Below are 23,359 nucleotides of genomic sequence, written 5' to 3' on the forward strand. Positions count from 1 at the left end.
TCATACCCTCTCGATGATTTTTTCGCCAAACAGGCCCTGTGGCCTGAAGATCAGGAAGACCAGAGCCAGCACATAGGCGAACCAGTTCTGGGTTGCACCGCCGACCAACGGGCCGATGGCAAATTCGAAAAGCTGCTCGCCCACACCGATGATCAGACCGCCGATGATGGCGCCCGGGATCGAGGTGAAACCACCCAGCATCAAAACTGGCAGAGCTTTCAGGGCAATCAGCGACAGCGAGAACTGCACGCCGGACTTGGCGCCCCACATGATGCCTGCAACCAGAGCCACGAAGCCCGCAATCGACCAGACCAGAACCCAGATGAAGCGCAGCGAGATGCCGACCGACAGGGCTGCCGAGTGGTCATCTGCCACCGCGCGAAGGGCACGGCCCTGCTTGGTATACTGCGAGAAGATCACCAGCGCGGTCACCAGAATGATCGCCACAAGCGTTGCGACCAGATCGAGGTTGTCGATGAAGAACCCGTAGCCGAAGGCGTTGTAGGTCAGGTTGTCGATGGCCATGTTCATGCCCTGTGGCAGGCCAACATCAAGCGTCTTGATCTCGGACCCCCACATGATGTCCCCGAAGCCTTCCATGAAATAGGCCAGACCAATGGTCGCCATGAACAGGATGATGTCGGGTTGGCCGATCAGGTGCTGCAGGATGTATTTCTCAACGATCCAGGCAAAGAGCACCATGACCCCGGCCGCCAAAATGATCGCGATGATCGACGGCACTTGCCACGGGAAGTGATGAATATGCGTGCCGAAAACCGCATTGATCAGGTGGCTGAAGGGCACTTGGCCCTGCTGAATGCCCACCAGCGTCAAGGCCGCAAACAGCGCCATAACACCTTGAGCATAGTTGAAGATACCGGACGCCTTGAAGATCAAGACAAAGCCCAGCGCGACGAGTGCGTAGAGTACCCCGGCCATCAGGCCGTTGAGGGTAACCTCCATCGCAAAGAGTAGTTGTTCAGGCATGATCTCCCCCCTTAGTCGTGCGACACGCCGAGATAGGCGTCGATCACATCCTGGTTGTTGCGCACCTCGTCCGGTGTGCCGTCCCCGATTTTCTTGCCGTAATCCATCACGACCACGCGGTCGGACAGGTCCATGACCACGCCCATATCGTGTTCGATCAGGGCGATGGTGGTTCCGAACTCGTCATTCATGTCGAGAATAAAGCGGGACATGTCCTCTTTTTCCTCTACGTTCATGCCGGCCATCGGTTCGTCGAGCAAAAGCAGCGACGGTTCAGCAGCCAGCGCGCGCGCCAGTTCCACACGTTTCTTCAGACCGTAAGGCAGGCGCCCCACGGGCGTCTTGCGGATGTGCTGAATTTCAAGAAAGTCGATGACCTTCTCGCAGGCTTCGCGGTTTTCCAGCTCTTCGCGTTCCGCTTTGCCCTTCCAGATGGCCTGTTGAAACAGGTTCGAGCTCATCTTGTTCAGGCGGCCGGTCATGATGTTGTCCAGCACGGTCATGCCGTCAAACAGCGCGATGTTCTGGAAAGTCCGGGCCAGACCCTGCTGCGCCACCTGATAGGGGCGCATGGGCGGGCGTTTCGACCCACGGAACCAAACCTCGCCTTCCTGGGGTTTATAAAACCCCGAGATGACGTTCAGCATCGAGGACTTACCAGCCCCGTTTGGGCCGATGATCGCGCGGATCTCGCCTTCGCGGATATCAAAGCTGATGTCCTTGATCGCAACCACACCGCCAAAGCGCAGCGTGATGTTCTTGAGGTCCATGACAACGGGGCCAATGGTGCGCCCGTCTTCGGTGACGTAGCTGTCGGCGTTCATATCGGTCGTCATTCTGCCGCCATCCCCTGTTTGGTGCCAACCACAGCCGCATCGCGGATTTCGAGGGTGGCGTTGATCGAACCCTTGCGGCCATCCTCGTAGGTGACCTCGGTTTCGATATATTGCTCGGATTTGCCGCCATAAAGCGCGTCGATCAGAGGTTTGTATTTCTCCTCGACGATCTTACGACGCACTTTCCGGGTGCGGGTCATCTCGCCGTCATCTGCGTCCAGTTCCTTGTGAAGGATCAGGAAGCGGTGGATCTGACAACCCGACAGCATCTCGTCTTCAGCAACCGACTTGTTGACCGTTTCAACGTGTTCCTGAATGGTCGAAACAACGTCGGGATGGCCGGCCAGTTCCTGATAGGAGGCATAGGCCACGTTGTTACGCTCTGCCCAGTTGCCGACGGCGGTCAGGTCGATGTTGATGAAGGCCGTGCACATGTCGCGGTCATTGCCGAAGACAACAGCCTCCAGAATATCCGGGTAGAACTTCAGTTTGTTCTCGACATATTTCGGCGCGAACATCCGGCCATCGGCCATCTTGCCCACATCCTTGGCGCGGTCGATGATGCGCAGGTGGCCGTTCTTCTTGTCGAAGAAGCCAGCATCACCGGTTGCGACCCACCCTTCCGGGTCCTTGGTGTCAGCGGTCGATTCCGGGTTGTTGTAATATTCCACAAACGTGCCGGGCGAGCGGTAGAAGATCTCGCCATTGTCTTCCAGGCGAATTTCCACGCCCGGCGCAGGCACACCCACGGTATCGTTGCGCACTTCGCCATCCGGCTGGACTGTGATGAACACGGTCGCCTCGGTCTGGCCGTAGAGCTGTTTGAGGTTGATCCCCATCGAGCGGTAGAAGGCGAAAATCTCCGGACCGATGGCTTCACCGGCGGTGTAACCCACCCGGATGCGGCCAAAGCCCAGCGTGTCTTTCAAGGGCCCGTAAACCAGCACGTCACCACAGCGATACTTGAAGTATTCCTGCAGGCTACCGCGATAGAGCTTCAGCCCCAGCGGGTCTTTTGCCTTGAAATGATCACGCGCTTTCGAACCGTGGCGCAGTTTCGCAAAGCCAAGACGAATTGCGTTTTCGACAATCGTTTCAGCCGCGAAACCGATGCCCATCGCGTAGTTGAAGCCGTGGCGCAGTTTTTGCTCCAGCGTCTTCTTCTGGGTCGTGACCTTGCGCTTGGGCATGCCGTATTTCTCACCGGCGCCTGCTTTCGCGAAGTCCATGAAATGGTGGAACAGGGCGTATTTCAGATCGCCGCTGTCTTCCATACGGATCATCACGTTGGTCAGCTGGGTTTCAAACACGCGCGGCGGGGCGAAGTAGTAGGTCGGCCCGATTTCGCGCAGGTCGGTCATCATCGTGTCTGCCGATTCCGGGCAGTTCACGCAAAAACCGGTCCACATGGCCTGACCCAGCGAGAAGATGAAGTCACCCACCCATGCCATCGGCAGATAAGCAAGAATGTCTTCGTTGGTGCCAAGGCGATCAAACTCGGACGAGTTCTTTGCGCTTTCGATGATGTTGCGGTTCGACAGAACCACACCTTTCGGACGACCGGTGGTGCCCGAGGTGTAAAGCATCACGCAGGTGCTGTCATAACCCAGCTCGGCTTCGCGGGCTGCCATTTCGTCTTCCAGACGCGCATGGGCCACGCGGCCTTCTTCCTGAATGTCGTGATACCAGTGCAGATGGCTGTGGTCGTATTTGCGCAGACCACGCTTGTCGTAATAAAGCACATGTTCGATGTGATGGATCTTGTCCTGCACCTCGATGACTTTATCGACCTGTTCCTGATCTCCGCAGATGACAAAACGTGCGCCGCAATGGTCCAGCACGTATTCCATCTCTTCGACCACCGCATCCTGATAAAGCGGCACGGGTACAGCGCCAACTTTCTGTGCGGCCACCATCGCCCAATAATGGGCCGGACGGTTGCGGCCAATGATGGCCACGTGGTCCCCGCGGTTGATCCCCAAAGCCAAAAGACCCAAAGCGAGGTTCTGAATCTCTTCAGCGGCCTCAGCCCAGGTCCAGCTTTGCCAGATCCCAAATTCCTTCTCCCGATAAGCCGGGCGATTTCCATATTCCTTCACATTCCGCGCGAGTAGCGCTGGAATCGAGGCAAACGCGCCTGCAGAGGCTAGTTCTTGTGCCAAGTGTTCCTCCCACCGTCGATTGGCCGACGTTCCCAATTCTGGGGTCTGGTTGTCGGCGAATCTTCACCCTCAACCCTGACGTAAAAAAACTCGGGGTCAAAGGTTTCGGCACTTTTTCGCAAATGTATCGAATTGTTACAGATCGGATTTTGCACGAAAATCCCGCCACACGCGCCCTTTCCACCCGCCCGCACAGGTGCTACCGATAAACGCGGGAGGACCTTGCGTGCCGCTATATTCATCCGAAACAGCAGCCCTTACTCAGGCAGGCCTGAACCTAATTCAACAAGCCCTTTCGATCTATGATCGCAAGCTTACGCTGGTCATTGGCAACCGCCAGTTTCAGGACATGTTTGACTTGCCCGACCACCTGGCCCAACCCGGTGCAGGCTTCGCTGAAACCATTCGGCACCTTGCTGAACGCGGTGATTATGGTGCGGTCGGGGATATCGAAAGTTTCGTAACGTCACGTGTCGATCAGGCGCTGGCCTTTGAACCGCATTATGTCGAACGCACACGCGCCAATGGCCGTGTGATTTCCGTCGAGGGGCATCCGTTGCCACAAGGGGGATGGGTCACGGTCTATACCGACATCACCCCGATCAAACGGCAAGAGGCCCTTCTGCGCGCACGATCAGAAGAGCTGTCTGACAAGGTGCTTGGCTACACCGAAGAACTGGCCTCGACCAACCGCGCGCTGGCATCCGCCAACACGGCATTGGAAGAAACCAAACGCCAGTTGACGGAAATGGAAAGCCGCACCCGTCTGACCGCTGAGATGATGCCCGCTCATATCGCGCGCATCGATCAGGATCAGCGATATACGTTTTCCAACCGGCGGCTGGGAAAGGTCATTCCGGGGCGCCCCACGGACCTCTTGGACCTACACGCTTCTGAAGCGTTGGGGGACGAAGCCTATGGGCATATCGGCCCATTTTTCGCCAAAGCTTTTGCCGGTGAACCCAGCGTGTTCGAGTTTACCCACGAAACCTCTGGCCGGCGCATCCGCGTGGCGTTGACCCCGGATGTCAGCGAAGAAGATCAAGAGATCACGGGCGTCTACATCCTGTCGATGGATGTCACCGAAGAGGCCCAATCCCGCGCCGCATTGGCCCAGACGCGCAAACGCGAGCTGGCGGCTCAGCTGACCTCGGGCGTGGCCCATGACTTTTCGAATTTGCTGACCATTATCATGGGGTTGCAGAGCCGTTTGGCCTCTTTGGCAATAGGGGATGAGGCACAGGAACTGGTGCAGGCGACCAACGCGGCCGTGCGCCGTGGCGGGGTGCTTCTGGATCGGATCGCCTCGATTTCGGGGCGCCGGGATATGCATATGGAACCCGTCGATATCACCGAGATGTTGCGGGTCCTGGCCAGCCTTGCCCGCCCGACACTGCCCGACAATGTGACGCTGGATATCGAAATCCGCGACCTTGATGGCCCCTTGGTTCTGGATGCGGGCGCGGTGCAGGACGGGCTTTTGAACCTGATCATCAACGCGACCCACGCGATGGATGACGCCGGTGGGGTCATCACCCTGATTGCCCGCCCGATCCGCGAAACATGGGTCGAGTTTCGCGTCACCGATACAGGGCCGGGCTTTGCCCCCGAGGCGCTGGATCATGCGCTGGACCCGTTTTTCACCACCAAGGGCGGCGAGGGCTCCGGTCTTGGTCTGTCCATGGTCTATGACCAGACCAAAATGGCGGGTGGTCAGCTGAAAATCTTTAACGGCGAAGGGTGCGGCGCGGTCGTATCGATGCGCCTGCCCTTGCGAAAACCAGAACGCCCGATCACGCCACGTCTTGTGTTGCTGATCGAAGATCGCGACGAAATTCGGGAATCTGTGCGCGAAATGCTGATTTCGATGGGGCATCAGGTGATCGAAGCAACCTCGACCGAAGAGGCGCGCGATCTGGTGGCGTTGGACGGGCTTGGATTGATCCTGAGCGACATTATGCTGAAAGGGTCTGAAACCGGGCCGGAACTGCTGCGCGATCTTGCGGCAGAGGGGCTGAATGTCCCGATGCTTCTGATGACCTCCTTGCCTCCGGACGATCCACGCCGCAAGATGGCAGGGTTCGCCGTTTTGCCAAAGCCCTTCACAGCCGGAGAGCTGGCCACGTTTCTCTCGCAAGAGGTGCCATCATGAGCCAACCGATGATTGCCATTCTGGACGACGAACCGGAAATCCGGCGCATGCTGTCAAACGCGTTGGAAGAGGCGGGGTTTCGCACCGCGGCCTTTGCCCGCGCCACGGAATTTGAAGCCGCGCTGAACACGATGGCGCCCGATGTTTGCCTTGTGGATCTGGGCCTTCCGGACCGGGATGGACTGACGCTTGTGCACCGGCTGGCGCTGGAACGCGGCGCATCAATCATTATCATTTCTGGGCGTTCACAGGTGCAAGATCGCGTGACCGGGCTGGAACTGGGGGCGGATGACTACGTCACCAAACCCTTTGAGCCCGCAGAAGTGGTCGCGCGCGTGCGGGCGCGGCTGCGCGGTCAAAGAACCGGCATCAAAACCTCTCAGCTTGCCCGCTTCAACGGCTGGACCGCGCATTTTGACCGCTATGTTCTGGAAGATGACAAAGGCGAGGAGACCGCCTTTTCCCATGCAGAAGGCGAGGTTTTGCGCCTGTTTCTGGACGCCCCTAAGCGGTTGATTTCACGGGCACAAATGCAAGAGACCTTGGGCGGCGTCGCGGGCGAGAGCTTTGACCGGGCGATGGATGTACGCATCTCGCGACTGCGCACCAAGCTGCGCGAAGACCCGAAAAATCCTCGCCTGATCAAGACGATCTATGGCGCGGGATATATTTTTCTGGGTGATGTCAGCTGGGGTTAACGCAGCCGCCAGTAAGCAATTGCAAACAGGGCTTCTGCGGCAACGGCCAGAAAAATGCCCGGCCCGGCAAAGCCGCGCAGAAACTCAACCGTGCCCAAAAGCCCAAGTCCCGCCATCATGATAGCAAACCCCGTGCAGATGGCGCGACGCAGATCGGATGGAGCCGCGTCGCGGCCCAGCCATGCAATCAGGCCCAGCCCGACAAACAGCATCGCAGCCCGTCGCGCCATAAAACCTGCGCTTTCATGCGCCCCCACCTGAAACAGCCAATAAATCAGACCGGGTGCAAAGGTCAGGACCACCGCAAGCACGGCACACAGGGCCGCGGCGATGGTTGAAAGCTGCCTGTAGGTCACATTCATTGCGCTGCGATGACCTCGACCGCCTCGACCTTCACCGCGCAGAACTTCATCTCGGCAATCTTGCCATAGGGATCAAGTGCGGGGTTGGTCAGCAGGTTGGCCGCGGCTTCCACATAGGCGAACGGCAGGAAGACCATGTTTTCAGCGACGGCGTAGTCCGCCCGCGCCATAACGTCGATGGTGCCGCGCCGGGTGGTCAAGCGCACCATGTCGCCAGCCTTCATCCCCATGTCGCGCAGCGTTTTCGGGTTCAGCGAGCAGTTTGCCTCGGGTTCAATCGCGTCCAGCACCGTGGCGCGGCGGGTCATCGAGCCTGTATGCCAATGCTCAAGCTGGCGCCCCGTGGTCAGCACCATCGGGAATTCTTCGTCGGGCACCTCGGCAGGCGGGATGATCGAAGCTGGTGCAAAGCGAGCACGCCCCCCTTCACGCGGGAATTTGTCTCCAAACACCACCGCCTGACCGGGGTCTTCGGGCGACAGCGACGGATAGGTGACGGCGTTCTGGGTTTCCAATCGGTCCCACGAGATATTGGACAGCGAGGGCATGACCCGCTCCATCTCTGCGAAAACCTGGCTCGGATGGTCATAGGTCCAGCCCAGCCCCATGCGTTTTGCCAGCTCGGTCGTGATCTGCCAGTCCTCTTTTGCCTCGCCGGGGGCGGGCACGGCGGGGCGACACATCTGCACCTGACGGTTGGTGTTCGATGTCGTGCCGGTCTTTTCGGCCAGTGCGGCGGCGGGCAGAATAACGTCCGCATAGCAGGCGGTTTCGGTTAGGAAGATGTCCTGGCTGACAAGAAACTCCATCCGGCAGAGCGCTTCGCGCACGTGGTTTACATCCGGGTCGGACATGGCCGGATTTTCACCCAGAATATACATGCCCTTGATCTTGCGATCGTAAACCGCGTCCATGATTTCAACCACGGTCAGGCCGGGGTTCGGGTTCAGCTCGTCGACACCCCAGACCTCGCGATAGAGCGCCTGAACGCTTTCATCCTTCACCGATTTGTAGTCCGGGTAGAACATCGGGATCAGACCCGCATCAGACGCGCCCTGCACGTTGTTCTGACCTCGCAGCGGGTGCAGACCCGTGCCCGGACGACCCACATTCCCGGTCATCAGCGCCAGCGCGATCAGGCAGCGCGAGTTGTCGGTGCCGTGCACGTGCTGGCTGACACCCATGCCCCAGAAGATCATGCCGTTTTTGCCAGCCGCAAAGGTGCGCGCAGCGGCGCGCAGCTCATCCGCCGGGATGCCGCAGACCTCTTCCATCGCTTCGGGCGTGAAGGCCTTCAGATGCTCGCGCATCGCCTCCCAATTCTCGGTATGCGCGGCGATATAGGCATCGTCCTGCAGGCCTTCTTCGGCAATCACATGCATGATCGCGTTCAGCATCGAGACGTCCGCGCCGGGCTTGAACTGCAAGCGGTGCGTTGCGAAACGCCCCATGCCCACACCGCGCGGGTCCATGACGATCAGCTTGCCACCGCGCTGGGTGAACTGTTTGAAATAGGTCGCAGCGACGGGATGGTTTTCGATCGGGTTTGATCCGATGACAATGGCCACGTCGGCGTTTTCGATCTCGTTGAAGGTCGCAGTCACAGCGCCCGAACCGACATTTTCCAGAAGGGCCACAACCGACGATGCGTGGCACAGCCGCGTGCAGTGGTCGACGTTGTTGTGGGTAAAGCCCTGACGAATGAACTTCTGGAAGAGATAGGCCTCTTCATTGGTGCATTTGGCCGAGCCGAAACCGGCCACCGCCTCGCCACCATGGGTGTCGCGCAGGTCCATCAGACCCTTGGCGGCGACATCCAGCGCCTCGTCCCATGTGGCTTCGCGGAAATGGGTCAGCGGGTTGGCAGGGTCCACGTTCAGACCCTTTTCAGCGCCCTCTTTGCGGATCAAGGGTTTGGTCAGGCGGTGCGGGTGGTTGATGTAGTCAAAACCAAAGCGCCCCTTCACGCACAAGCGGCCTTCGTTCGCGGGGCCATTGATGCCCTCGGCATAGACAACCTTGTCATCTTTGACCTTCAGGCTGACCTGGCAGCCCACGCCGCAGAAGGGGCAGATGCTTTCAACTTCGCGGTCGAAATCCGAGGTGTCCTGAACCTTGGCAGGCATCAGTGCGCCCGTTGGGCAGGCCTGCACGCATTCGCCACAGGCCACACAGGTGGACGCGCCCATCGGATCGTCGATATCGAAAACCGGATAGGCGTCATGCCCGCGACCGGCCATGCCGATCACGTCATTCACCTGCACTTCGCGGCAGGCGCGCACGCAGAGGTTACACTGGATGCAAGCATCCAGATTGACGCTCATCGCGACGTGGCTGTCATCCAAAAGCGGCACGCGGTCCTCTTCCAGCTTCGGAAAGCGGCTGGCTTCGACACCGTTCAGCGCTGCCATGTCCAGAAGGTGAGACGAGGTATCATGCGCGGCTTCAGGCTGGTCCGCCATCAAAAGCTCCACCACCATCTTGCGAGCAGATTTTGCACGCGCATTGTCGGTGGTGACCACCATGCCTTCGGCGGGTTCACGGATGCAGGATGCCGCCAGAGTGCGCTCGCCCTCGATCTCGACCACGCAGGCGCGACAGTTCCCGTCGGCGCGCAGGTTCGGAACATCCTTGTGGCACAGATGCGGAATCAGCGTGCCTTCGCGCTTGGCCACATCCCAGATGCTTTCGCCTTCGCGGGCCACAACGTCGCGCCCATCAAGGGTGAATTTGATACCGTCGGTCATCCGTTCCTCCGTCATTCAACGACCAGTATAAACCACGGCTTTCCCTTCGTCATTTCGTCATTCCCGACGCCCGGCATCGTTTTTGCGCCAGACCCCCCTTTCCGAATTGTATCCAATTCTCTAGCAATGGGCGAAAAGGAGCGCACATGACCACCATCACGCTGATCCGCCACGGGCAGGCCAACAACACCGCAACGGACGAGGCGGGCTATGACAGGCTGTCTGATCTGGGCCGCCAGCAAGCGCGGTGGCTGGGGGAACACATGCGCGACACGGGGCAACGATATGAACGCATGTACACCGGCACGCTGACCCGCCACCAACAGACCGCAGATGAATGGGGCGCCAAGGACTTCACCGCCGATGCCCGGCTGGACGAAGTGCGTTATTTCGACCTGTCCGAACGCATGCACGCGCAGTTCGGCATCCCGCATCCAACGAGCCACGAGGAGTTCGTCGACCATTTGCCCCTAACCTTTGCCGCGTGGCAAGAAGGCAAAATCGACGGCGCACCCGAAAGCTTTCACGATTTTCAGACGCGCGTGTCCGAAGTGATACATGACATCGCAGAGCGGGGCGAAGATGCAATCATCTTCACCTCGGGCGGGTTCATTGGCATGGCAACACGGGTGGTAATGGGGTTGGATCTTGGCCCGTTCACCCGCACAATCCTGCCGATCATGAACAGCTCGATCCACCGGATGCGCCTGATGAATGCCGGGCTGACGCTGACCCAGTTTAACGCGGTGCCCCATTTGGAAGCCAAAGACCGCCACCATGCGCAAACCCATATCTAAGGAGACGACGATGACACATCTATGGGTTCGGGCCGAACAACGCCCCAATGAAGATCGCGTTGGATTGACACCGGAAGGGGCCGCCACGCTGATCAAGGCCGGGCTGCGCGTCACGGTCGAAGAAAGCCGCGTGCGGGCGATTGGTATTGATGGCTACCGCGATGCAGGCTGTGGAATTGCGGCTGAAAACAGCTGGCCCGACGCGCCGCTGGATGCGATCATCTTTGGTCTCAAGGAACTGCCCGAAGACGGCACCCCCCTGCCCCATCGCCACATCATGTTCGGTCACGCCTTCAAGGGCCAGCATTCGGGCCGGGCTTTGCTGGAGCGTTTCAAAGCAGGCGGCGGGACACTCTATGATCTAGAGTATCTGGTGGATGAAACCGGCCGACGCGTTGCAGCCTTCGGCTATTGGGCCGGGTTTGCGGGCGCTGCGGTGACGCTGAAAGCCTGGGCCGCACAAAAGCATGGAAAAATCTGCGGTCCGGTCGGCGCTTACAAGAACAAAGACGCGTTGATGGACGAGCTCCGCGCGGAACTGGACACAACTGGCGCGGACCGTCCGAACGCCATTGTCATCGGGGCATTGGGCCGTGTGGGCACGGGCGCTTCGGACCTGATGGAGGCGATGGGCGTCACGGTCACAAAATGGGACATGGCCGAGACCGCAAGCGGCGGACCGTTCCCCGAAATCCTTGACCACAGTCTTTTCATCAACTGCATCCTCGCGGGGCCGCAAACCCCGGTCTTTGTGCCGAAAGCCGCGCTGACCGCTGACCGAAAGCTGACTGCTATTGGCGACGTGGCCTGTGACCCCGACAGCGACTACAACCCGGTGCCCGTCTATGACAAAGCGACCAGCTGGGACGCCCCCGCCCTGCGCGTGGCGGAAGATCCCGTGCTTGATGTGATGGCCATCGACAACCTGCCCTCGATGCTGCCCTTGGAAAGCTCGATCGACTATGCCGGGCAGCTTTTGCCCTCGCTTGCGACGCTGACCGATTTGACATCGGGCGTCTGGGGCCGGGCCGAAGCGACGTTCCGCACTCATATGAAGGACATCTAGCATGGAAACCCTGATCGGCAGCCTTGCCGGGATCGTCAGCACCATTTGCTGGATGCCGCAAACCCTGCGCACATGGCGCACGCGGCAAACCAAGGACCTGTCGCTCTCGACCAACCTGCTGGTGCTGTTGTCGGTCACGCTGTGGCTTGTCTATGGCATCATGCTGGGTGCATGGCCCATGGTGATCGCAAACGCCATTGCGATGGCACTGGTCGGGTCGATCATCGTTGCGAAACTGAAATTCGGCTAAAGGAGCCTTTGACATGACAATCCACTGGTGTGGCACCGGCCTGTCGGCCATCCCCGGCCTGCGTCGCCTGATTGAAAACGGGCGCGAGGTCATCGTCTGGAACCGGACGGTCGAGAAGGCGAAAGAGGCCGTGGGCGATCTGACCAAAGACATTCGCGCGTTTTCGCTGGACGCTCTCGCAGACGCGCTGCAACCCGGCGACATTGCGGTCTCGATGCTGCCCGGCGACCTGCACGTGCCCGTCGCCAAGCTGTGCCTTGAGAACGGCGCGCATTTCGTGTCGTCCAGCTATATCGCGCCCGAAATGCGCGCGCTGGATGGCGCTTTCAAAGACGCCGGACTGGCCTGCGTGAACGAGATCGGGTTGGACCCCGGCATCGACCACCTGATGGCCCATTGGCTGGTCGCGGATTACCGCGCCTCGGACGCCTATGACGTGGGCAACAAGCTGAGCTTCATTTCCTATTGCGGCGGCGTGCCCAAGATCCCGAACCCGTTCCGCTACAAGTTCAGCTGGTCGCCGCTGGGCGTGCTGAAAGCGCTGCGTTCGCCCTCGAAATCCATCAAAGACGGCAAGCCATACGACGTGGCCCGCCCATGGGACGCGATCAGCGCCTATACCGCGCCCTTGCCCGAAGCCGAAACATTCGAGGTCTACCCAAACCGCGACTCGATCCCCTTCATGGAGGACTACAATTTCGACCCCGCATGGGACGTGGACCTGTTCGTGCGCGGCACCCTGCGCCTGAACGGCTGGGCCGAGGCATGGAAAGACGTGTTCGCCGAGGTCGAAACGCTGGATGGCGCATCCGGTGACGCGCGACTGAAAGAGATGTCCGACCAGTTCTGGGACGAAAACTCCTATGACGAAGGCGAACCCGACCGCGTGATCATGTGCGTCGCGCTGAAGGCCCAGAAAGACGGGGCCGATGCCTACCACAAAACCTATGTGATGGACGCATGGGGCGATGATCGCGGCACCGCCATGGCGCGTCTGGTGTCTACGCCTGTGTCGCTCGCGATCGACATGGTGCTGGACGGCAAAGCCCCCTCAGGCGTCACCGCCGCCACGGCTGACCCCAAACTGATCGAGACGTGGATGGGTCATGTAAAGGAACTCGCCCAACACGTGGCCGTGGTCGATCACACCTGAATATTGCGCCCGGCGGCAACGCCGGGCGATCCGCTTTTCCATCCGCTAACCATTTCTAAGCTCGCTTGCGGCAATCATACAAAGATGTGGAACGATCTAGATCCGATCTTCGGCCTTGGGCGTGGTCAGTGCATCGGGCAGGTCCATACAGATGCGGCGAAGAGCAACTATGTTAAATCTTAAGAAACATAAGAAATGGGCACTTGTTTGCGCGGGGTTCATTGCACTGAATTTCATTGGCATAAAAACCACCTGTGTGCGCCTTCCAAATGGGATCAATATTGGAAAACAAGCCGTTCTTGACCTGAGCATGTCCTACTGGAAGCCTGACATCGTACCGAAGTACCCAAGCGGAGCATCGCTTATCCCTGGAGATGCCTGGCCGTTTTATGCGACTGAAACCACCGTCTATGGCAGGGCGATAATGGTCGACGCAACCGATGATTTCGGATTTGCTTGGCGCAAAGATATTGGCTTGACTAAACGCCGCGACGATCCAATTCAATACGATAAAATCGTGTCTGAAGCGGGTGAACTATTGGAAGGTATACCGGATGGCATACTGGGGGTTCACATCGTGATGCTAGAGCTTCAGAAGCGCCCGGAATATGCCGGGCAGCGCTGCAGAACTCGACTGATCAGATGGTAATTCTCCGCGCGACAAAACGATACCGACTGCCAACACTTGGGCGCTCTTTGAAATGGGCACTTGTTTGCGCGGGCCTCGTCGCACTGAACTTCATTGGCGTAAGAACCACCTGCGTGCACCTTCCGAATGGGATCAATATCGGCAAACAAGCCGTTCTTGACCTGAGCAGGTCCTACTGGAAGCCTGACATCGTGCCGAAATACCCAAGCGGAGCATCGGTGCTTCCCGGGGATGCTTGGCCGTTTCACACCACCGCAACGACCATTTATGGAACCGCAGAGGATAGCAAACATGGCGATTTCGAGTTTGCCTGGCGAGAAGATACCGGCTTGATCAGACATGACGAGGACCCGAGGCTGTACGAAACGCTGCTGTCCGACGCGGGTTCGCTACTTGAAGGAACTATCTATGGCGGGTTCGATTCTCACATCGTGTTGTTGGAGCTTCAGAAGCGCCCGGAATATGCCGGGCAGCGATGCAGAACACGGCTGATCAGATGGTGGTGACCGGCGCCGATCGCTTCACCCCTTCCCAATCGGCACCACATTCTCGGCCCCGTCAGACAGTTCCTCAAAATCAAAGTTGTCCAGCCGTGCGGCCCGCTTCCCCGCACGCTCCGCAGCCGTGGTAATCCCCTCAACATCGCGGCGCGCCTGATCGAAATGTGTCTCCAGCTTACCCGCGCGCTCGACCACCAGTTCCACATCGCGGTGCAGGTTTTTCAGCATCTTGCGGATCTCGCCCGCCTGTTCGCGCATCCGCGCGTCTTTCAGGATCGCGCGCATGGTGTTCAGCGTGGCCATGCAGGTGGTGGGCGACACGATCCAGACGCGCGCCTCGAACCCTTCGCGGACCAGTTCGGGGAAGTTGGCGTGCAGCTCGGCATAGACGGCCTCGGACGGCAGGAACATCAGCGCGCCATCGGCGGTTTCGCCTTCGATGATGTATTTTTCCGAGATCGCTTTGATATGCGCCTTCACGGCGACCTTCATCGCTTTGGCGGCTTCGTTGAGCTCGTATTGCGTCTCGGCCTTGCGCAGCGCCTCATAGGCCTCCAACGGGAATTTCGAGTCGATGACAATCGGGCCGGGCGGATTCGGCAGGTGGATCAGACAATCCGCGCGTTTGCCGTTCGAGAGTGTCTGTTGCAGGTCATAGCTGTCTTTTGGCAGCGCCTTGGACACAATATCCGTCAGCTGGATTTCCCCAAACGCCCCGCGGGTCTGCTTGTTCGACAGGATATCCTGAAGGCTCAGCACGTCACCCGACAGTCGCGTGATATTGTCCTGCGCCTTGTCGATCACGGCGAGCCGTTCCTGCAGCTGCGTCAGGCTTTGGGTGGTTTTCACCGTGTTGCCCTGCAGGCTTTCTTTCATTCGTTCCTGCAACTCGGACATGGCGCGGGCGGATTTCATAGCATTGTCATGCAGCCGGTCGTTCATCTGCTGCTGAACCGCCGCCAAACGATGCTCCATCGCCTGAAGCACCTGCGTCTGCCCTGTCGCCTGTGCGTCCGAGACCGTGCGCAACCCGCCCGACAGCTGGTCCTGCCCGGCACCCAGCACCTGCACCGCCTGCCCAAGCCCGCCCATCTGTCGGGCCAAATCCTCGGTCGCCTGCGTCGATCGGCCTGCCCGGCGCATCACGACCAACAGCAGGATCACGATCAACAGCGCCAAAACCGCGCCGCCAATGGCAAGCAATGCCGGAAGCTCCAGCGTTGTGTCACCGATATGGATCATGTGCGTCCAAACAGCCTTTCGATATCTGCGAGTTTCAGTTCCACATAGGTGGGGCGCCCGTGGTTGCACTGTCCGGAATGGGGCGTGGCCTCCATTTCCCGCAGAAGCGCATTCATTTCTTCGGGCCGCATCCAGCGGCCCGACCGGATCGAGCCGTGGCAGGCGACGCGAGACAGAACAGCCTCGATCTTGGCCTGCACCATGTTGCTGTCACCCAAGTCGGCGAGTTCGTCCAGCACGTCCTTGATCATCGCGCTGGCGTTGATCTCGCCCAGAATGGCCGGGGTTTCGCGCACGGCGACGGCGTCGCCTCCGAAGGGTTCGATGACCAGCCCCATCCCCGCCAGATCATCCGCGACCTCGAGCAATCGCGCCACGTCACCCGCTGACAATTCAACAATTTCGGGGATCAGCAGCGCCTGACGCGCGACGCCATTTTCCGCCATCTGGCGTTTCAGTTTTTCATAAACCAGACGTTCATGCGCCGCGTGTTGGTCGACGATAACCATGCCCGTTTCGGTCTGCGTGATGATGTAGTTCTCGTGCACCTGCGCGCGGGCAGCCCCCAAGGGCAGCGCCTCTTGCGGGGCGTTCTGTTCGGGCTCGACCACCGGGTCGAACCGGGCCGAGGGCGCGGACATCTCGGCAAAGCCGGGCGTCTCGGGTGTGGGCATTTGCGCCTGATAGGACGAACGCATCGCGCCAAGGCTGGGGCGATCCATCTGATAGACGCGCGGTTCAGTCGGCTCGGGCCGCATGGCCCCCAACGCTGCCCCCGCCACAGTCGTGGACGCACGATGGCCAGCATTCGCCAGCGCATGACGCAGACCCGAGACAATCAGCCCGCGCGCCACGCCGGGTTCGCGGAACCGCACCTCGGATTTCGCCGGGTGAACGTTCACGTCGACCAGATGCGGGTCGCAACTGACGAACAGCGCCGCCGCCGGGTGACGGTCGCGGCTGAGAAAATCGAAGTAGGCCGCGCGGAGCGCACCGTTCAGCAGCTTGTCCTTCACCGGACGGCCATTCACGAACAGAAACTGCGCCACCGCAGCGCCGCGTGAATAGGTCGGCAGAGCAGCAAAGCCGGTCAGGCGCAGCCCTTCGCGTTCTGCATCAATCGGAATGGCATTTTCCGCGAAATCCCGGCCCAGGATCGTCGCCAATCGGCCCGAAAGAGCGTCGAACATGTCGCCGGTTTCCGGGTCCGCGCGGAAGGTCACGCGACCTTCGCCGCCCCCCGAGACATCGCGCAAGCTAAAGCCGATCTGTGGTTCGGCCATGGCCAGCCGTTTCACCACATCGCTGATCGCCTGTGCCTCGGCCCGGTCGGTGCGCAGAAACTTCAAGCGTGCCGGTGTGGCATAGAACAGGTCGCGCAGCTCGACCACCGTGCCGCCAGAAAGCGCAGCGGGCTTCACCGGCTCCATCTGACCGCCCGCAACCCGGATCACCGCCGCGTCAAACCCGTCTGCGCGCGAGGTGATGGACAGCCGTCCCACCGCGCCAAGCGACGGCAAAGCCTCGCCGCGGAAACCAAACGTGTGAATGTCCAGAAGGTCCGACCCGTCGATTTTCGACGTTGCATGGCGCGACATCGCCAGCGTCAGATCGCCCGGCGCGATGCCACAGCCGTCATCGGTCACGCGGATCAGTGTCTTGCCGCCATCGGCATAGGCCACCTCGATCCGGGCGGCCCCCGCGTCAATGGCGTTTTCCACCAGTTCCTTCACCGCCGAAGCCGGACGTTCCACCACTTCACCCGCCGCGATCCTGTTGATCGCAGCATCATCCAGTTGGCGGATGACCGGACGGCGCGTGGCCTGATCCGGGCTTATGTGGGGGCTATCCTCGGGCATACCACAAAACTTAGCATAGCCTCGCCCGATTCGACCATTGGCGAAATCCGCAGTGTTCGGTCTAAAGCGTTTCGATTTATTGTTGAGGCACGACAATAAATCGAAACGCGCGGAACCTACCAATGTCGTGGGCGTTTCGAAATTAAGTTGTGATCCAACTTAAACTCGAAACGCTTTAGTTTGATGTCACGCCATCGGGCTGTCCGACCACGACGAAATGCAGTTTATCGGGTTGGAAAAGGGTCGCCGCGACCCGGTTCGCGTCCTCCAACGTGACCGCATTGATCTTGTCATTTCGGCTGGCGATATAGTCAATTGGCAGACCTTCCATCTGCATCGCCACCATGATGTTTGCAATATTGGCATTGCCGTCAAACCGAAGCGGATAGGAACCTGTCATGTAGGTTTTCGCGGCGGTCAGTTCATCCTGCGTGAGGCCATTCGTCGCCATGTCGGACCATTCATTGCGCACCACATCAATCGCCTCGGCCATCACCCCATTCTGTGACGAAAAGAAACCGATCAGGCTTTCGGAGAGGTCTGCCGGATAAAGGTAAGTGCTGATCCCGTAGGTCAGCCCGCGCTTTTCGCGCACTTCATCCATCAAACGCCCATTGGACCCCAAGCCGCCCATAACCTCGTTCAGGATATAGGCCGGGAAGAAATCCGGGTGGTCGCGGGGCAGGCCCACATGGCCAAATCGCGCCACGGATTGAGGGGTGTCGAATGGGACGACAGACACACCGCCCGGCAAGCCAAACGCCACCCGTTCAGGCACTGCAGCCCCCGTCGCGGGCAGACCCTCAAACAGCTGATCCAGCAAGACGCCCAGCTCTTGGGCAGAGATGTCACCAACTGCGCCGACAAAGATCCGATCCAAAGCTATTGCATCAACAAAGGCCTGTTGAATGTCAGCGCGGGTCAATGCCGAAACGGTTTCCTCTGTGCCGCCGTCAAAGCTGCCATAGGGATGGTTCCCATAGGCCGCAGCATTCCACGCATCCCCCGCAATTGAGTTTGGGTCGGTGGCGCGCGATGCTAGATGGGACAGAACCTGCCCGCGCACGCGCTCTATCGCATCCTCGTCAAAGCGAGGTTCCGTCAGGGCACTGTGCAACAGCGCCACCGCGGCATCGCGATTTTCGGTCAGAAACTGCGCCGAGATCGAAACAGTATCCACACCCGCATCGAACCCGTAAGACGCGGCCAGTGCTTCGCGTGCCTCGGCAAACCCCTGCGCGTCCAGATCCCCTGCGCCCTCTTCAATCAGGCCCATCATCAGGTTCACGGAACCGCGTTTTCCCGGTCGGTCCAACGACGTGCCGCCGCGAAACCGGATTTCAAGTGACGTGAATGGCAAAGCATTCTCTTCAACCAGCCATGCGGTGATCCCCCCCGGCGAAGTCACGTTCTGGATGGCAATCTCTGCCCGCGCAGGAAGGGTCAAAGCAGCCAGTGCTGCCAAGGTCAGAATAAGGCGTTTCATCACATTTCTTCTCCACCTTCAGGGACCAGCCAGCCGGTCACGGCCCGCCGTTTGTCAAAGACCGCGCGGGCGGCTGCCATCACATCGTCGGGCGTGATGGATTGCAACACGTCAGGCCATGCATGCACGTCTTCAAGTGTCAGCCCTGACGTCAGCGCGGACCCATAACGTTCCGCGCGCGCCATCACATCATCAAGCGCATAGGTCTCGCCTGCGCGGATTTGAAACTTGATACGGTCGAACTGCTCAGCATCAATGCCCGTCTCCAGAAACTGGGCCACTTCACGATCCAGCGCGGCCTCGGCATCCTTCAGGCTCACCCCTTGTGCCGGCACCACGATCAGCGAAAAGCTTGTGCGATCAAGTGAGGTCGAGCTATACCCCGCGCCCGCATAGACCGCGATGTTTTCGTCAAACTGCAAGGCGCGGCCAAGTACCGATGTCGCGCCACTTCCGCCAAGGATTTCAGCAAGATAAACCAAGGCGGCCGCCTGTTTTTGATCCCCCGGATCACGTTCAGGCGCCAGATAGCGACGCAACACATAGGGCTGTGCCACACGGGCATCTTCAAAGCGAAGACGGCGTTCCGCCAGTTGAGGCGGTTCGTCAAGTCGGTCGCGCGGGGCAAGATCGGGCGTTGGGGCGAGCGGGCCATAGTGCTCCTGCGCCAAGCGGCGTACCTCTTCCGGTGTCACATCCCCGGCAACCACAAGAATTGCATTGTTGGGCGCATAAAAGCGCTGGTAGTAGGCCAGCGCAGCTTCTCGCGACAGGTCTTCCATTTCATGCCGCCAGCCGATGACCGGCGTGCCATAGGGGTGGTTCAGATAAGCCGCCGCGTTCATTTGTTCACGAAACAGCGCAGCCGGGTCGCTGTCCGTGCGCTGCGCACGCTCTTCCAAAATGACGTCGCGCTCGGTTGCGATATCATCTTCAGTCAGCTTCAGATTGCGCATCCGGTCGGCTTCCATCTGCATCATCAGTCCCAGCCGATCTGCCGCAACCCGTTGAAAATAAGCCGTGTAATCCTGCGAGGTAAACGCATTGTCCGACCCGCCATTCTCGGCCACGATCCGACTGAACTCTCCCGATGCCATATTGTCCGTCGCTTTGAACAACAGGTGTTCCAGAAAATGCGCGATGCCGGACACGCCGGGCGTTTCATCCGCGGCACCGGCACGATACCACAACATGTGAACGACCACCGGGGCGCGGTGATCCTCGATCACCACCACGTCCAGACCGTTCTCAAGCGTGAAATCAGTGACGCCTTCAAGCGCCTGACTTGTTGTGGGAAGACCCACGGTCAGCATCAAGGCCAAGGCCCCCGCCATCAATCTGTGCATCGGCTGCTCCTTCTGTCCGGTTGCGAAAGCGTTTCGAGACTAACTTGCGACACAAGTTGATTTCGAAACACCCACAATATCAATATGTTCCGCGCGCATCACGCTTATTATCGCGCCTCAACAATACGCCGATACGCTTTAACAAGGTACGACTTGATGGCCCATCATCAAGCCTTGGCAACAGAGATGTGAACGAAGTTAAAGCGTTTCCAGTTATTGCTGACTCAGAGCAATAACTGGAAACGCCCACCATCCTTACATGCTGCGCGGCGTTTCCACATCACGTTCGTTCAACGTAATATGAAAACGCTTTAATGAACCGTGCGCCAGCGGCACTTTGCGCAACGGCAAAAAGGGGCCAATCGGCCCCTTTCAAGTGATTATTCCACCACCAGTGACGGATCGGGTGGCGCAGCCGGGGTCCACAAACCACGGCGGCGCAGACGTTCCAGTTCGCGGTGTTGGTCCAATTCCTGGGCCTCATAGGCGCGGTAGTAGACATTCACGTTGAACAGGCGCTCCAACACTTTACCGCGGTTGTTTTTACGCCATTCAAGATCTTCGGCGGCGAGGCTTTGGCGGATATTCGGCGCAACACCGTAACGGCTTGCCGCGTTGACAATCGCGACTTCGCTTCCACGCAGCTTCGCAGTGTTGGCGCGCCCGCCCAATGCTTGTGCTGCATCTGCCAAAGGCGTCGGATCGGTCAGGTTTGCACCACCGGGCGTCGGGGTCGGCAAAGCACTGAAATCTTTCGGAGGTGTCAGGGGTTTCGTTGGCAGAATGGCGAACTCATCCGGGCCACCTTGTGTGGCCTTGATGTTGAGCAACTTCGGCTCGTTTCCGCTTGAACAACCAGCCAACACGGCCAGCGCCGCTGAAATGGCAAGAATTTTCAAAGACGATCCACGCATTTGACGTCCAACCCCCGGGTTTCCTACGAGCTTCTTAGCCCATTCGCAAAGGCACGTCACGGGGTGTTCTTCGACCCAGCAAAAAGAACCAGCCCAAACGCCCCTGCAAAGACGAATACATCCGCGACATTAAACGAAAATGGGTTCTGGATGCCACAGCAAGACATGTTTAGAAAATCGATGACGGCACCGTGAATCACGCGATCCGCGACATTGCCCAGCGCCCCCCCGACCAAAAGCCCGGCCGAGATCACAGCACGCCGCGCCAAAACCTCTTTGCGCACCCATTGAATGACCCACAAACAAATCACCAGACCCAGCACCACAAGCACCCAGCGCGTGGTTTGCGCATCAGATCCGAACAGGCCGAAATTCACCCCCCGGTTCCAGGCCATCTGGTAAACAAGGTAAGGTGGATAGATCGGAAGCGTGCCAAGACGCTCAAGGTCCAGCACCAAAAGCGCGTGATATTTGCTGGCCTGATCCAACACGAAGGCCAAAAGACCTGACAGAAACATCACGCGCATCATGGGCTTAGTGCCGGAAATGGCGCATGCCGGTGAACACCATGGCAAGGCCTGCTTCGTTGGCGGCGTCGATCACTTCATTGTCGCGCATGGAACCACCCGGCTGGATCACGCAGGTGCCACCGGCGGCTGCGGCCTCCAACAGACCGTCGGGGAAGGGGAAAAACGCATCCGATGCCACGGCAGAGCCTTTCGCAAGGCTTTCATCCAGCCCCAGCTCGGCCGCCATACGTTCCGCTTTCGATGCGGCGACATTGGCACTGTCCAGACGGCTCATCTGGCCGGCACCAACGCCAACAGTTGCTTGGTTCTTCACATAGACGATCGCATTCGATTTCACGTGTTTGGCCACTTTCCACGCAAAGAGCAGATCTTTCATCTGTGCGTCCGTCGGTGCCTTTTCGGTCACCACCTTCAGGTCATCCAGACCGACGTAGCCCACGTCTTTGTCCTGCGCCAAAAGGCCACCAGCCACCTGCTTGTAGGCGGTCAGAGGTGCGCGCGTATCGGGCAGTCCGTCGGTCAACAGAAGACGCAGGTTTTTCTTGGCGGCAAAAATCTCTTTCGCCTCTTCGGACGCACCGGGGGCAATCACCACTTCGGTGAAAATTTCGGTGATCTTGGTGGCGGTTTCCGCGTCCAGCGGCTGGTTCAGCGCGACAATCCCGCCAAAGGCCGAGGTGCGGTCGCAGTCAAACGCCTTTTGATAGGCCTCGGACAGCGTCGCGCCCTGCGCAACGCCGCAGGGGTTGGCGTGTTTGATGATCGCCACTGCGGGGCTGACAGCCGGGTCAAATTCGGCGACCAGTTCGAACGCCGCATCCGTGTCGTTGATGTTGTTGTAAGACAGCTCTTTGCCCTGCAGCTGAACCGCCGTGGCCACGCCGGGACGGTTCGATCCATCGGTGTAGAACGCAGCCTTCTGGTGGCTGTTTTCGCCATAACGCAAGGTCTGCTTCAACTCGCCCGCAAAGGCGCGACGGCGCGGGGCGTCCAGCGCCAAAGCCCCCGCCATCCAGGTGGAAACAGCAGCGTCATAGGCCCCGGTGCGCGCATAGGCGATCTGCGCCTGACGCTGCCGGAAGGCGTAAGAGGTTTCGCCGCCATTGGCATCCAGCTCGGCCAGCAGAGCGTCATAATCCTGCACATCCACGATGACGTTCACAAACGCATGGTTCTTGGCCGCCGCACGGATCATCGCCGGGCCGCCAATGTCGATGTTTTCAATGCAGGTGTCATAATCAGCACCCTTGGCCACGGTTTCCTCGAACGGATAGAGGTTCACCACCAGCAGGTCGATTGCGCCAATGCCATGTTCCTCCATCGAGGCAACATGCGCATCATTGTCACGCAAGGCCAGCAGACCGCCATGCACCATCGGGTGCAGCGTCTTGACGCGGCCATCCATCATTTCAGGGAAGCCTGTCACATCAGCCACATCCTTCACCGCAACGCCCGCATCACGCAGCGCCTTGGCAGACCCACCCGTGGACAGGATCTCGACCCCGCGGGCCTCCAGCGCTTGTCCCAGCTCGATCAGGCCGGTTTTATCGGATACGGAAATCAGCGCACGGCGCACGGGATGAAGGTCGGTGGTCATGTCGGTCTGGCCCCCCAAGGCCTGAA

The 23,359-nt window shown here is 59.4% G+C and carries 20 protein-coding genes; 8 read left to right on the forward strand and 12 right to left on the reverse strand.

From position 1 onward, the window contains the following. The 3 genes from ACRY08_RS01910 to ACRY08_RS01920 are packed head-to-tail and all read right to left on the reverse strand — an operon-like array spanning position 1 to position 3,985. Complete coding sequence (locus ACRY08_RS01910) at positions 1-987, reverse strand: branched-chain amino acid ABC transporter permease (RefSeq protein ID WP_432448141.1); 987 nt, start codon at positions 985-987, stop codon at positions 1-3. 11 nt (positions 988-998) lie between these two features. Then, on the reverse strand, positions 999-1,823 hold the full coding sequence (locus ACRY08_RS01915; RefSeq protein WP_432448142.1) for an ABC transporter ATP-binding protein: 825 nt from the start codon (positions 1,821-1,823) through the stop codon (positions 999-1,001). Continuing rightward, positions 1,820-3,985 carry an AMP-binding protein gene (locus tag ACRY08_RS01920; RefSeq protein ID WP_432448143.1) on the reverse strand — a complete coding sequence of 722 codons (2,166 nt, stop codon included), beginning with the start codon at positions 3,983-3,985 and terminating at the stop codon, positions 1,820-1,822. Before ACRY08_RS01920 ends, ACRY08_RS01915 begins: the two co-directional genes overlap by 4 nt. Before the next feature lie 226 nt (positions 3,986-4,211). Here ACRY08_RS01920 and ACRY08_RS01925 point away from each other — a divergent pair, with 226 nt between their 5' ends. Together ACRY08_RS01925 and ACRY08_RS01930 are read left to right on the forward strand one after the other, a co-directional pair. Next, positions 4,212-6,137: a PAS-domain containing protein gene (locus ACRY08_RS01925; RefSeq protein ID WP_432448144.1), complete on the forward strand. Its 1,926-nt coding sequence runs from the start codon at positions 4,212-4,214 to the stop codon at positions 6,135-6,137. Next, complete coding sequence (locus ACRY08_RS01930) at positions 6,134-6,835, forward strand: response regulator transcription factor (protein WP_432448145.1); 702 nt, start codon at positions 6,134-6,136, stop codon at positions 6,833-6,835. Before ACRY08_RS01925 ends, ACRY08_RS01930 begins: the two co-directional genes overlap by 4 nt. Here ACRY08_RS01930 and ACRY08_RS01935 read toward each other — a convergent pair. Further along, positions 6,832-7,197, reverse strand: coding sequence for a hypothetical protein (locus ACRY08_RS01935; RefSeq protein WP_432448146.1), 366 nt, complete (start codon positions 7,195-7,197; stop codon positions 6,832-6,834). The two genes, ACRY08_RS01930 and ACRY08_RS01935, sit on opposite strands and share 4 nt — an antisense overlap. Beyond that, complete coding sequence (gene fdhF, locus ACRY08_RS01940; protein WP_432448148.1) at positions 7,194-9,944, reverse strand: formate dehydrogenase subunit alpha; 2,751 nt, start codon at positions 9,942-9,944, stop codon at positions 7,194-7,196. The genes ACRY08_RS01935 and fdhF overlap by 4 nt, the downstream gene beginning before the upstream one ends. A gap of 146 nt (positions 9,945-10,090) precedes the next feature. Here fdhF and ACRY08_RS01945 point away from each other — a divergent pair, with 146 nt between their 5' ends. The 6 genes from ACRY08_RS01945 to ACRY08_RS01970 all read left to right on the forward strand — a co-directional run bounded on the left by ACRY08_RS01945 (position 10,091) and on the right by ACRY08_RS01970 (position 14,365). Continuing rightward, positions 10,091-10,741, forward strand: coding sequence for a histidine phosphatase family protein (locus ACRY08_RS01945; RefSeq protein WP_432448149.1), 651 nt, complete (start codon positions 10,091-10,093; stop codon positions 10,739-10,741). A gap of 10 nt (positions 10,742-10,751) precedes the next feature. Next, complete coding sequence (locus ACRY08_RS01950; RefSeq protein WP_432448151.1) at positions 10,752-11,807, forward strand: saccharopine dehydrogenase; 1,056 nt, start codon at positions 10,752-10,754, stop codon at positions 11,805-11,807. 1 nt (position 11,808) lies between these two features. Then, positions 11,809-12,057 (forward strand): SemiSWEET family sugar transporter, encoded by a 249-nt coding sequence (locus ACRY08_RS01955; protein ID WP_432448152.1) that lies wholly within the window; start codon positions 11,809-11,811, stop codon positions 12,055-12,057. A 13-nt stretch (positions 12,058-12,070) separates the two neighbouring features. Further along, entirely contained in the window at positions 12,071-13,210 is a 1,140-nt protein-coding gene (locus ACRY08_RS01960; protein ID WP_432448154.1) for a saccharopine dehydrogenase family protein, read from the forward strand. A gap of 169 nt (positions 13,211-13,379) precedes the next feature. Further along, a complete protein-coding gene (locus tag ACRY08_RS01965; RefSeq protein ID WP_432448155.1) occupies positions 13,380-13,859 on the forward strand; it encodes a hypothetical protein in 480 nt (159 codons plus the stop codon). Positions 13,860-13,906: 47 nt separating this feature from the next. Next, complete coding sequence (locus ACRY08_RS01970; protein ID WP_432448156.1) at positions 13,907-14,365, forward strand: hypothetical protein; 459 nt, start codon at positions 13,907-13,909, stop codon at positions 14,363-14,365. Between the two features lie 15 nt (positions 14,366-14,380). Here ACRY08_RS01970 and ACRY08_RS01975 read toward each other — a convergent pair whose 3' ends face one another. The 7 genes from ACRY08_RS01975 to purH all read right to left on the reverse strand — a co-directional run bounded on the left by ACRY08_RS01975 (position 14,381) and on the right by purH (position 23,333). After that, positions 14,381-15,601 carry a DNA recombination protein RmuC gene (locus tag ACRY08_RS01975; protein WP_432448158.1) on the reverse strand — a complete coding sequence of 407 codons (1,221 nt, stop codon included), beginning with the start codon at positions 15,599-15,601 and terminating at the stop codon, positions 14,381-14,383. Continuing rightward, positions 15,598-17,460 carry a DNA mismatch repair endonuclease MutL gene (gene mutL, locus ACRY08_RS01980; RefSeq protein ID WP_432448159.1) on the reverse strand — a complete coding sequence of 621 codons (1,863 nt, stop codon included), beginning with the start codon at positions 17,458-17,460 and terminating at the stop codon, positions 15,598-15,600. Before mutL ends, ACRY08_RS01975 begins: the two co-directional genes overlap by 4 nt. Before the next feature lie 175 nt (positions 17,461-17,635). Continuing rightward, a complete protein-coding gene (locus tag ACRY08_RS01985) occupies positions 17,636-18,946 on the reverse strand; it encodes a M16 family metallopeptidase (protein ID WP_432448161.1) in 1,311 nt (436 codons plus the stop codon). Further along, entirely contained in the window at positions 18,946-20,292 is a 1,347-nt protein-coding gene (locus ACRY08_RS01990) for a M16 family metallopeptidase (protein WP_432448163.1), read from the reverse strand. The genes ACRY08_RS01985 and ACRY08_RS01990 overlap by 1 nt, the downstream gene beginning before the upstream one ends. Before the next feature lie 380 nt (positions 20,293-20,672). Next, positions 20,673-21,206 carry a DUF3035 domain-containing protein gene (locus ACRY08_RS01995; RefSeq protein ID WP_432448164.1) on the reverse strand — a complete coding sequence of 178 codons (534 nt, stop codon included), beginning with the start codon at positions 21,204-21,206 and terminating at the stop codon, positions 20,673-20,675. A 56-nt stretch (positions 21,207-21,262) separates the two neighbouring features. After that, on the reverse strand, positions 21,263-21,736 hold the full coding sequence (locus ACRY08_RS02000; protein WP_432448166.1) for a signal peptidase II: 474 nt from the start codon (positions 21,734-21,736) through the stop codon (positions 21,263-21,265). 4 nt (positions 21,737-21,740) lie between these two features. Beyond that, positions 21,741-23,333: a bifunctional phosphoribosylaminoimidazolecarboxamide formyltransferase/IMP cyclohydrolase gene (gene purH, locus ACRY08_RS02005; protein WP_432448167.1), complete on the reverse strand. Its 1,593-nt coding sequence runs from the start codon at positions 23,331-23,333 to the stop codon at positions 21,741-21,743. Positions 23,334-23,359: the final 26 nt, after the last annotated feature.

It is taken from the genome of Aliiroseovarius marinus, assembly GCF_050881025.1.
Taxonomy (GTDB): Bacteria; Pseudomonadota; Alphaproteobacteria; order Rhodobacterales; family Rhodobacteraceae; genus Aliiroseovarius; species Aliiroseovarius marinus_A.

Coding starts and splice junctions, on each gene's coding strand:
- ACRY08_RS01910 (WP_432448141.1), bottom strand. CDS start 987: ATGCCTGAACAACTACTCTTTGCGATGGAGGTTACCCTCAACGGCCTG.
- ACRY08_RS01915 (WP_432448142.1), bottom strand. CDS start 1,823: ATGACGACCGATATGAACGCCGACAGCTACGTCACCGAAGACGGGCGC.
- ACRY08_RS01930 (WP_432448145.1), top strand. CDS start 6,134: ATGAGCCAACCGATGATTGCCATTCTGGACGACGAACCGGAAATCCGG.
- ACRY08_RS01935 (WP_432448146.1), bottom strand. CDS start 7,197: ATGAATGTGACCTACAGGCAGCTTTCAACCATCGCCGCGGCCCTGTGT.
- fdhF (WP_432448148.1), bottom strand. CDS start 9,944: ATGACCGACGGTATCAAATTCACCCTTGATGGGCGCGACGTTGTGGCC.
- ACRY08_RS01945 (WP_432448149.1), top strand. CDS start 10,091: ATGACCACCATCACGCTGATCCGCCACGGGCAGGCCAACAACACCGCA.
- ACRY08_RS01950 (WP_432448151.1), top strand. CDS start 10,752: ATGACACATCTATGGGTTCGGGCCGAACAACGCCCCAATGAAGATCGC.
- ACRY08_RS01955 (WP_432448152.1), top strand. CDS start 11,809: ATGGAAACCCTGATCGGCAGCCTTGCCGGGATCGTCAGCACCATTTGC.
- ACRY08_RS01960 (WP_432448154.1), top strand. CDS start 12,071: ATGACAATCCACTGGTGTGGCACCGGCCTGTCGGCCATCCCCGGCCTG.
- ACRY08_RS01965 (WP_432448155.1), top strand. CDS start 13,380: ATGTTAAATCTTAAGAAACATAAGAAATGGGCACTTGTTTGCGCGGGG.
- ACRY08_RS01975 (WP_432448158.1), bottom strand. CDS start 15,601: ATGATCCATATCGGTGACACAACGCTGGAGCTTCCGGCATTGCTTGCC.
- mutL (WP_432448159.1), bottom strand. CDS start 17,460: ATGCCCGAGGATAGCCCCCACATAAGCCCGGATCAGGCCACGCGCCGT.
- ACRY08_RS01985 (WP_432448161.1), bottom strand. CDS start 18,946: ATGAAACGCCTTATTCTGACCTTGGCAGCACTGGCTGCTTTGACCCTT.
- ACRY08_RS01990 (WP_432448163.1), bottom strand. CDS start 20,292: ATGCACAGATTGATGGCGGGGGCCTTGGCCTTGATGCTGACCGTGGGT.
- ACRY08_RS01995 (WP_432448164.1), bottom strand. CDS start 21,206: ATGCGTGGATCGTCTTTGAAAATTCTTGCCATTTCAGCGGCGCTGGCC.
- ACRY08_RS02000 (WP_432448166.1), bottom strand. CDS start 21,736: ATGATGCGCGTGATGTTTCTGTCAGGTCTTTTGGCCTTCGTGTTGGAT.
- purH (WP_432448167.1), bottom strand. CDS start 23,333: ATGACCACCGACCTTCATCCCGTGCGCCGTGCGCTGATTTCCGTATCC.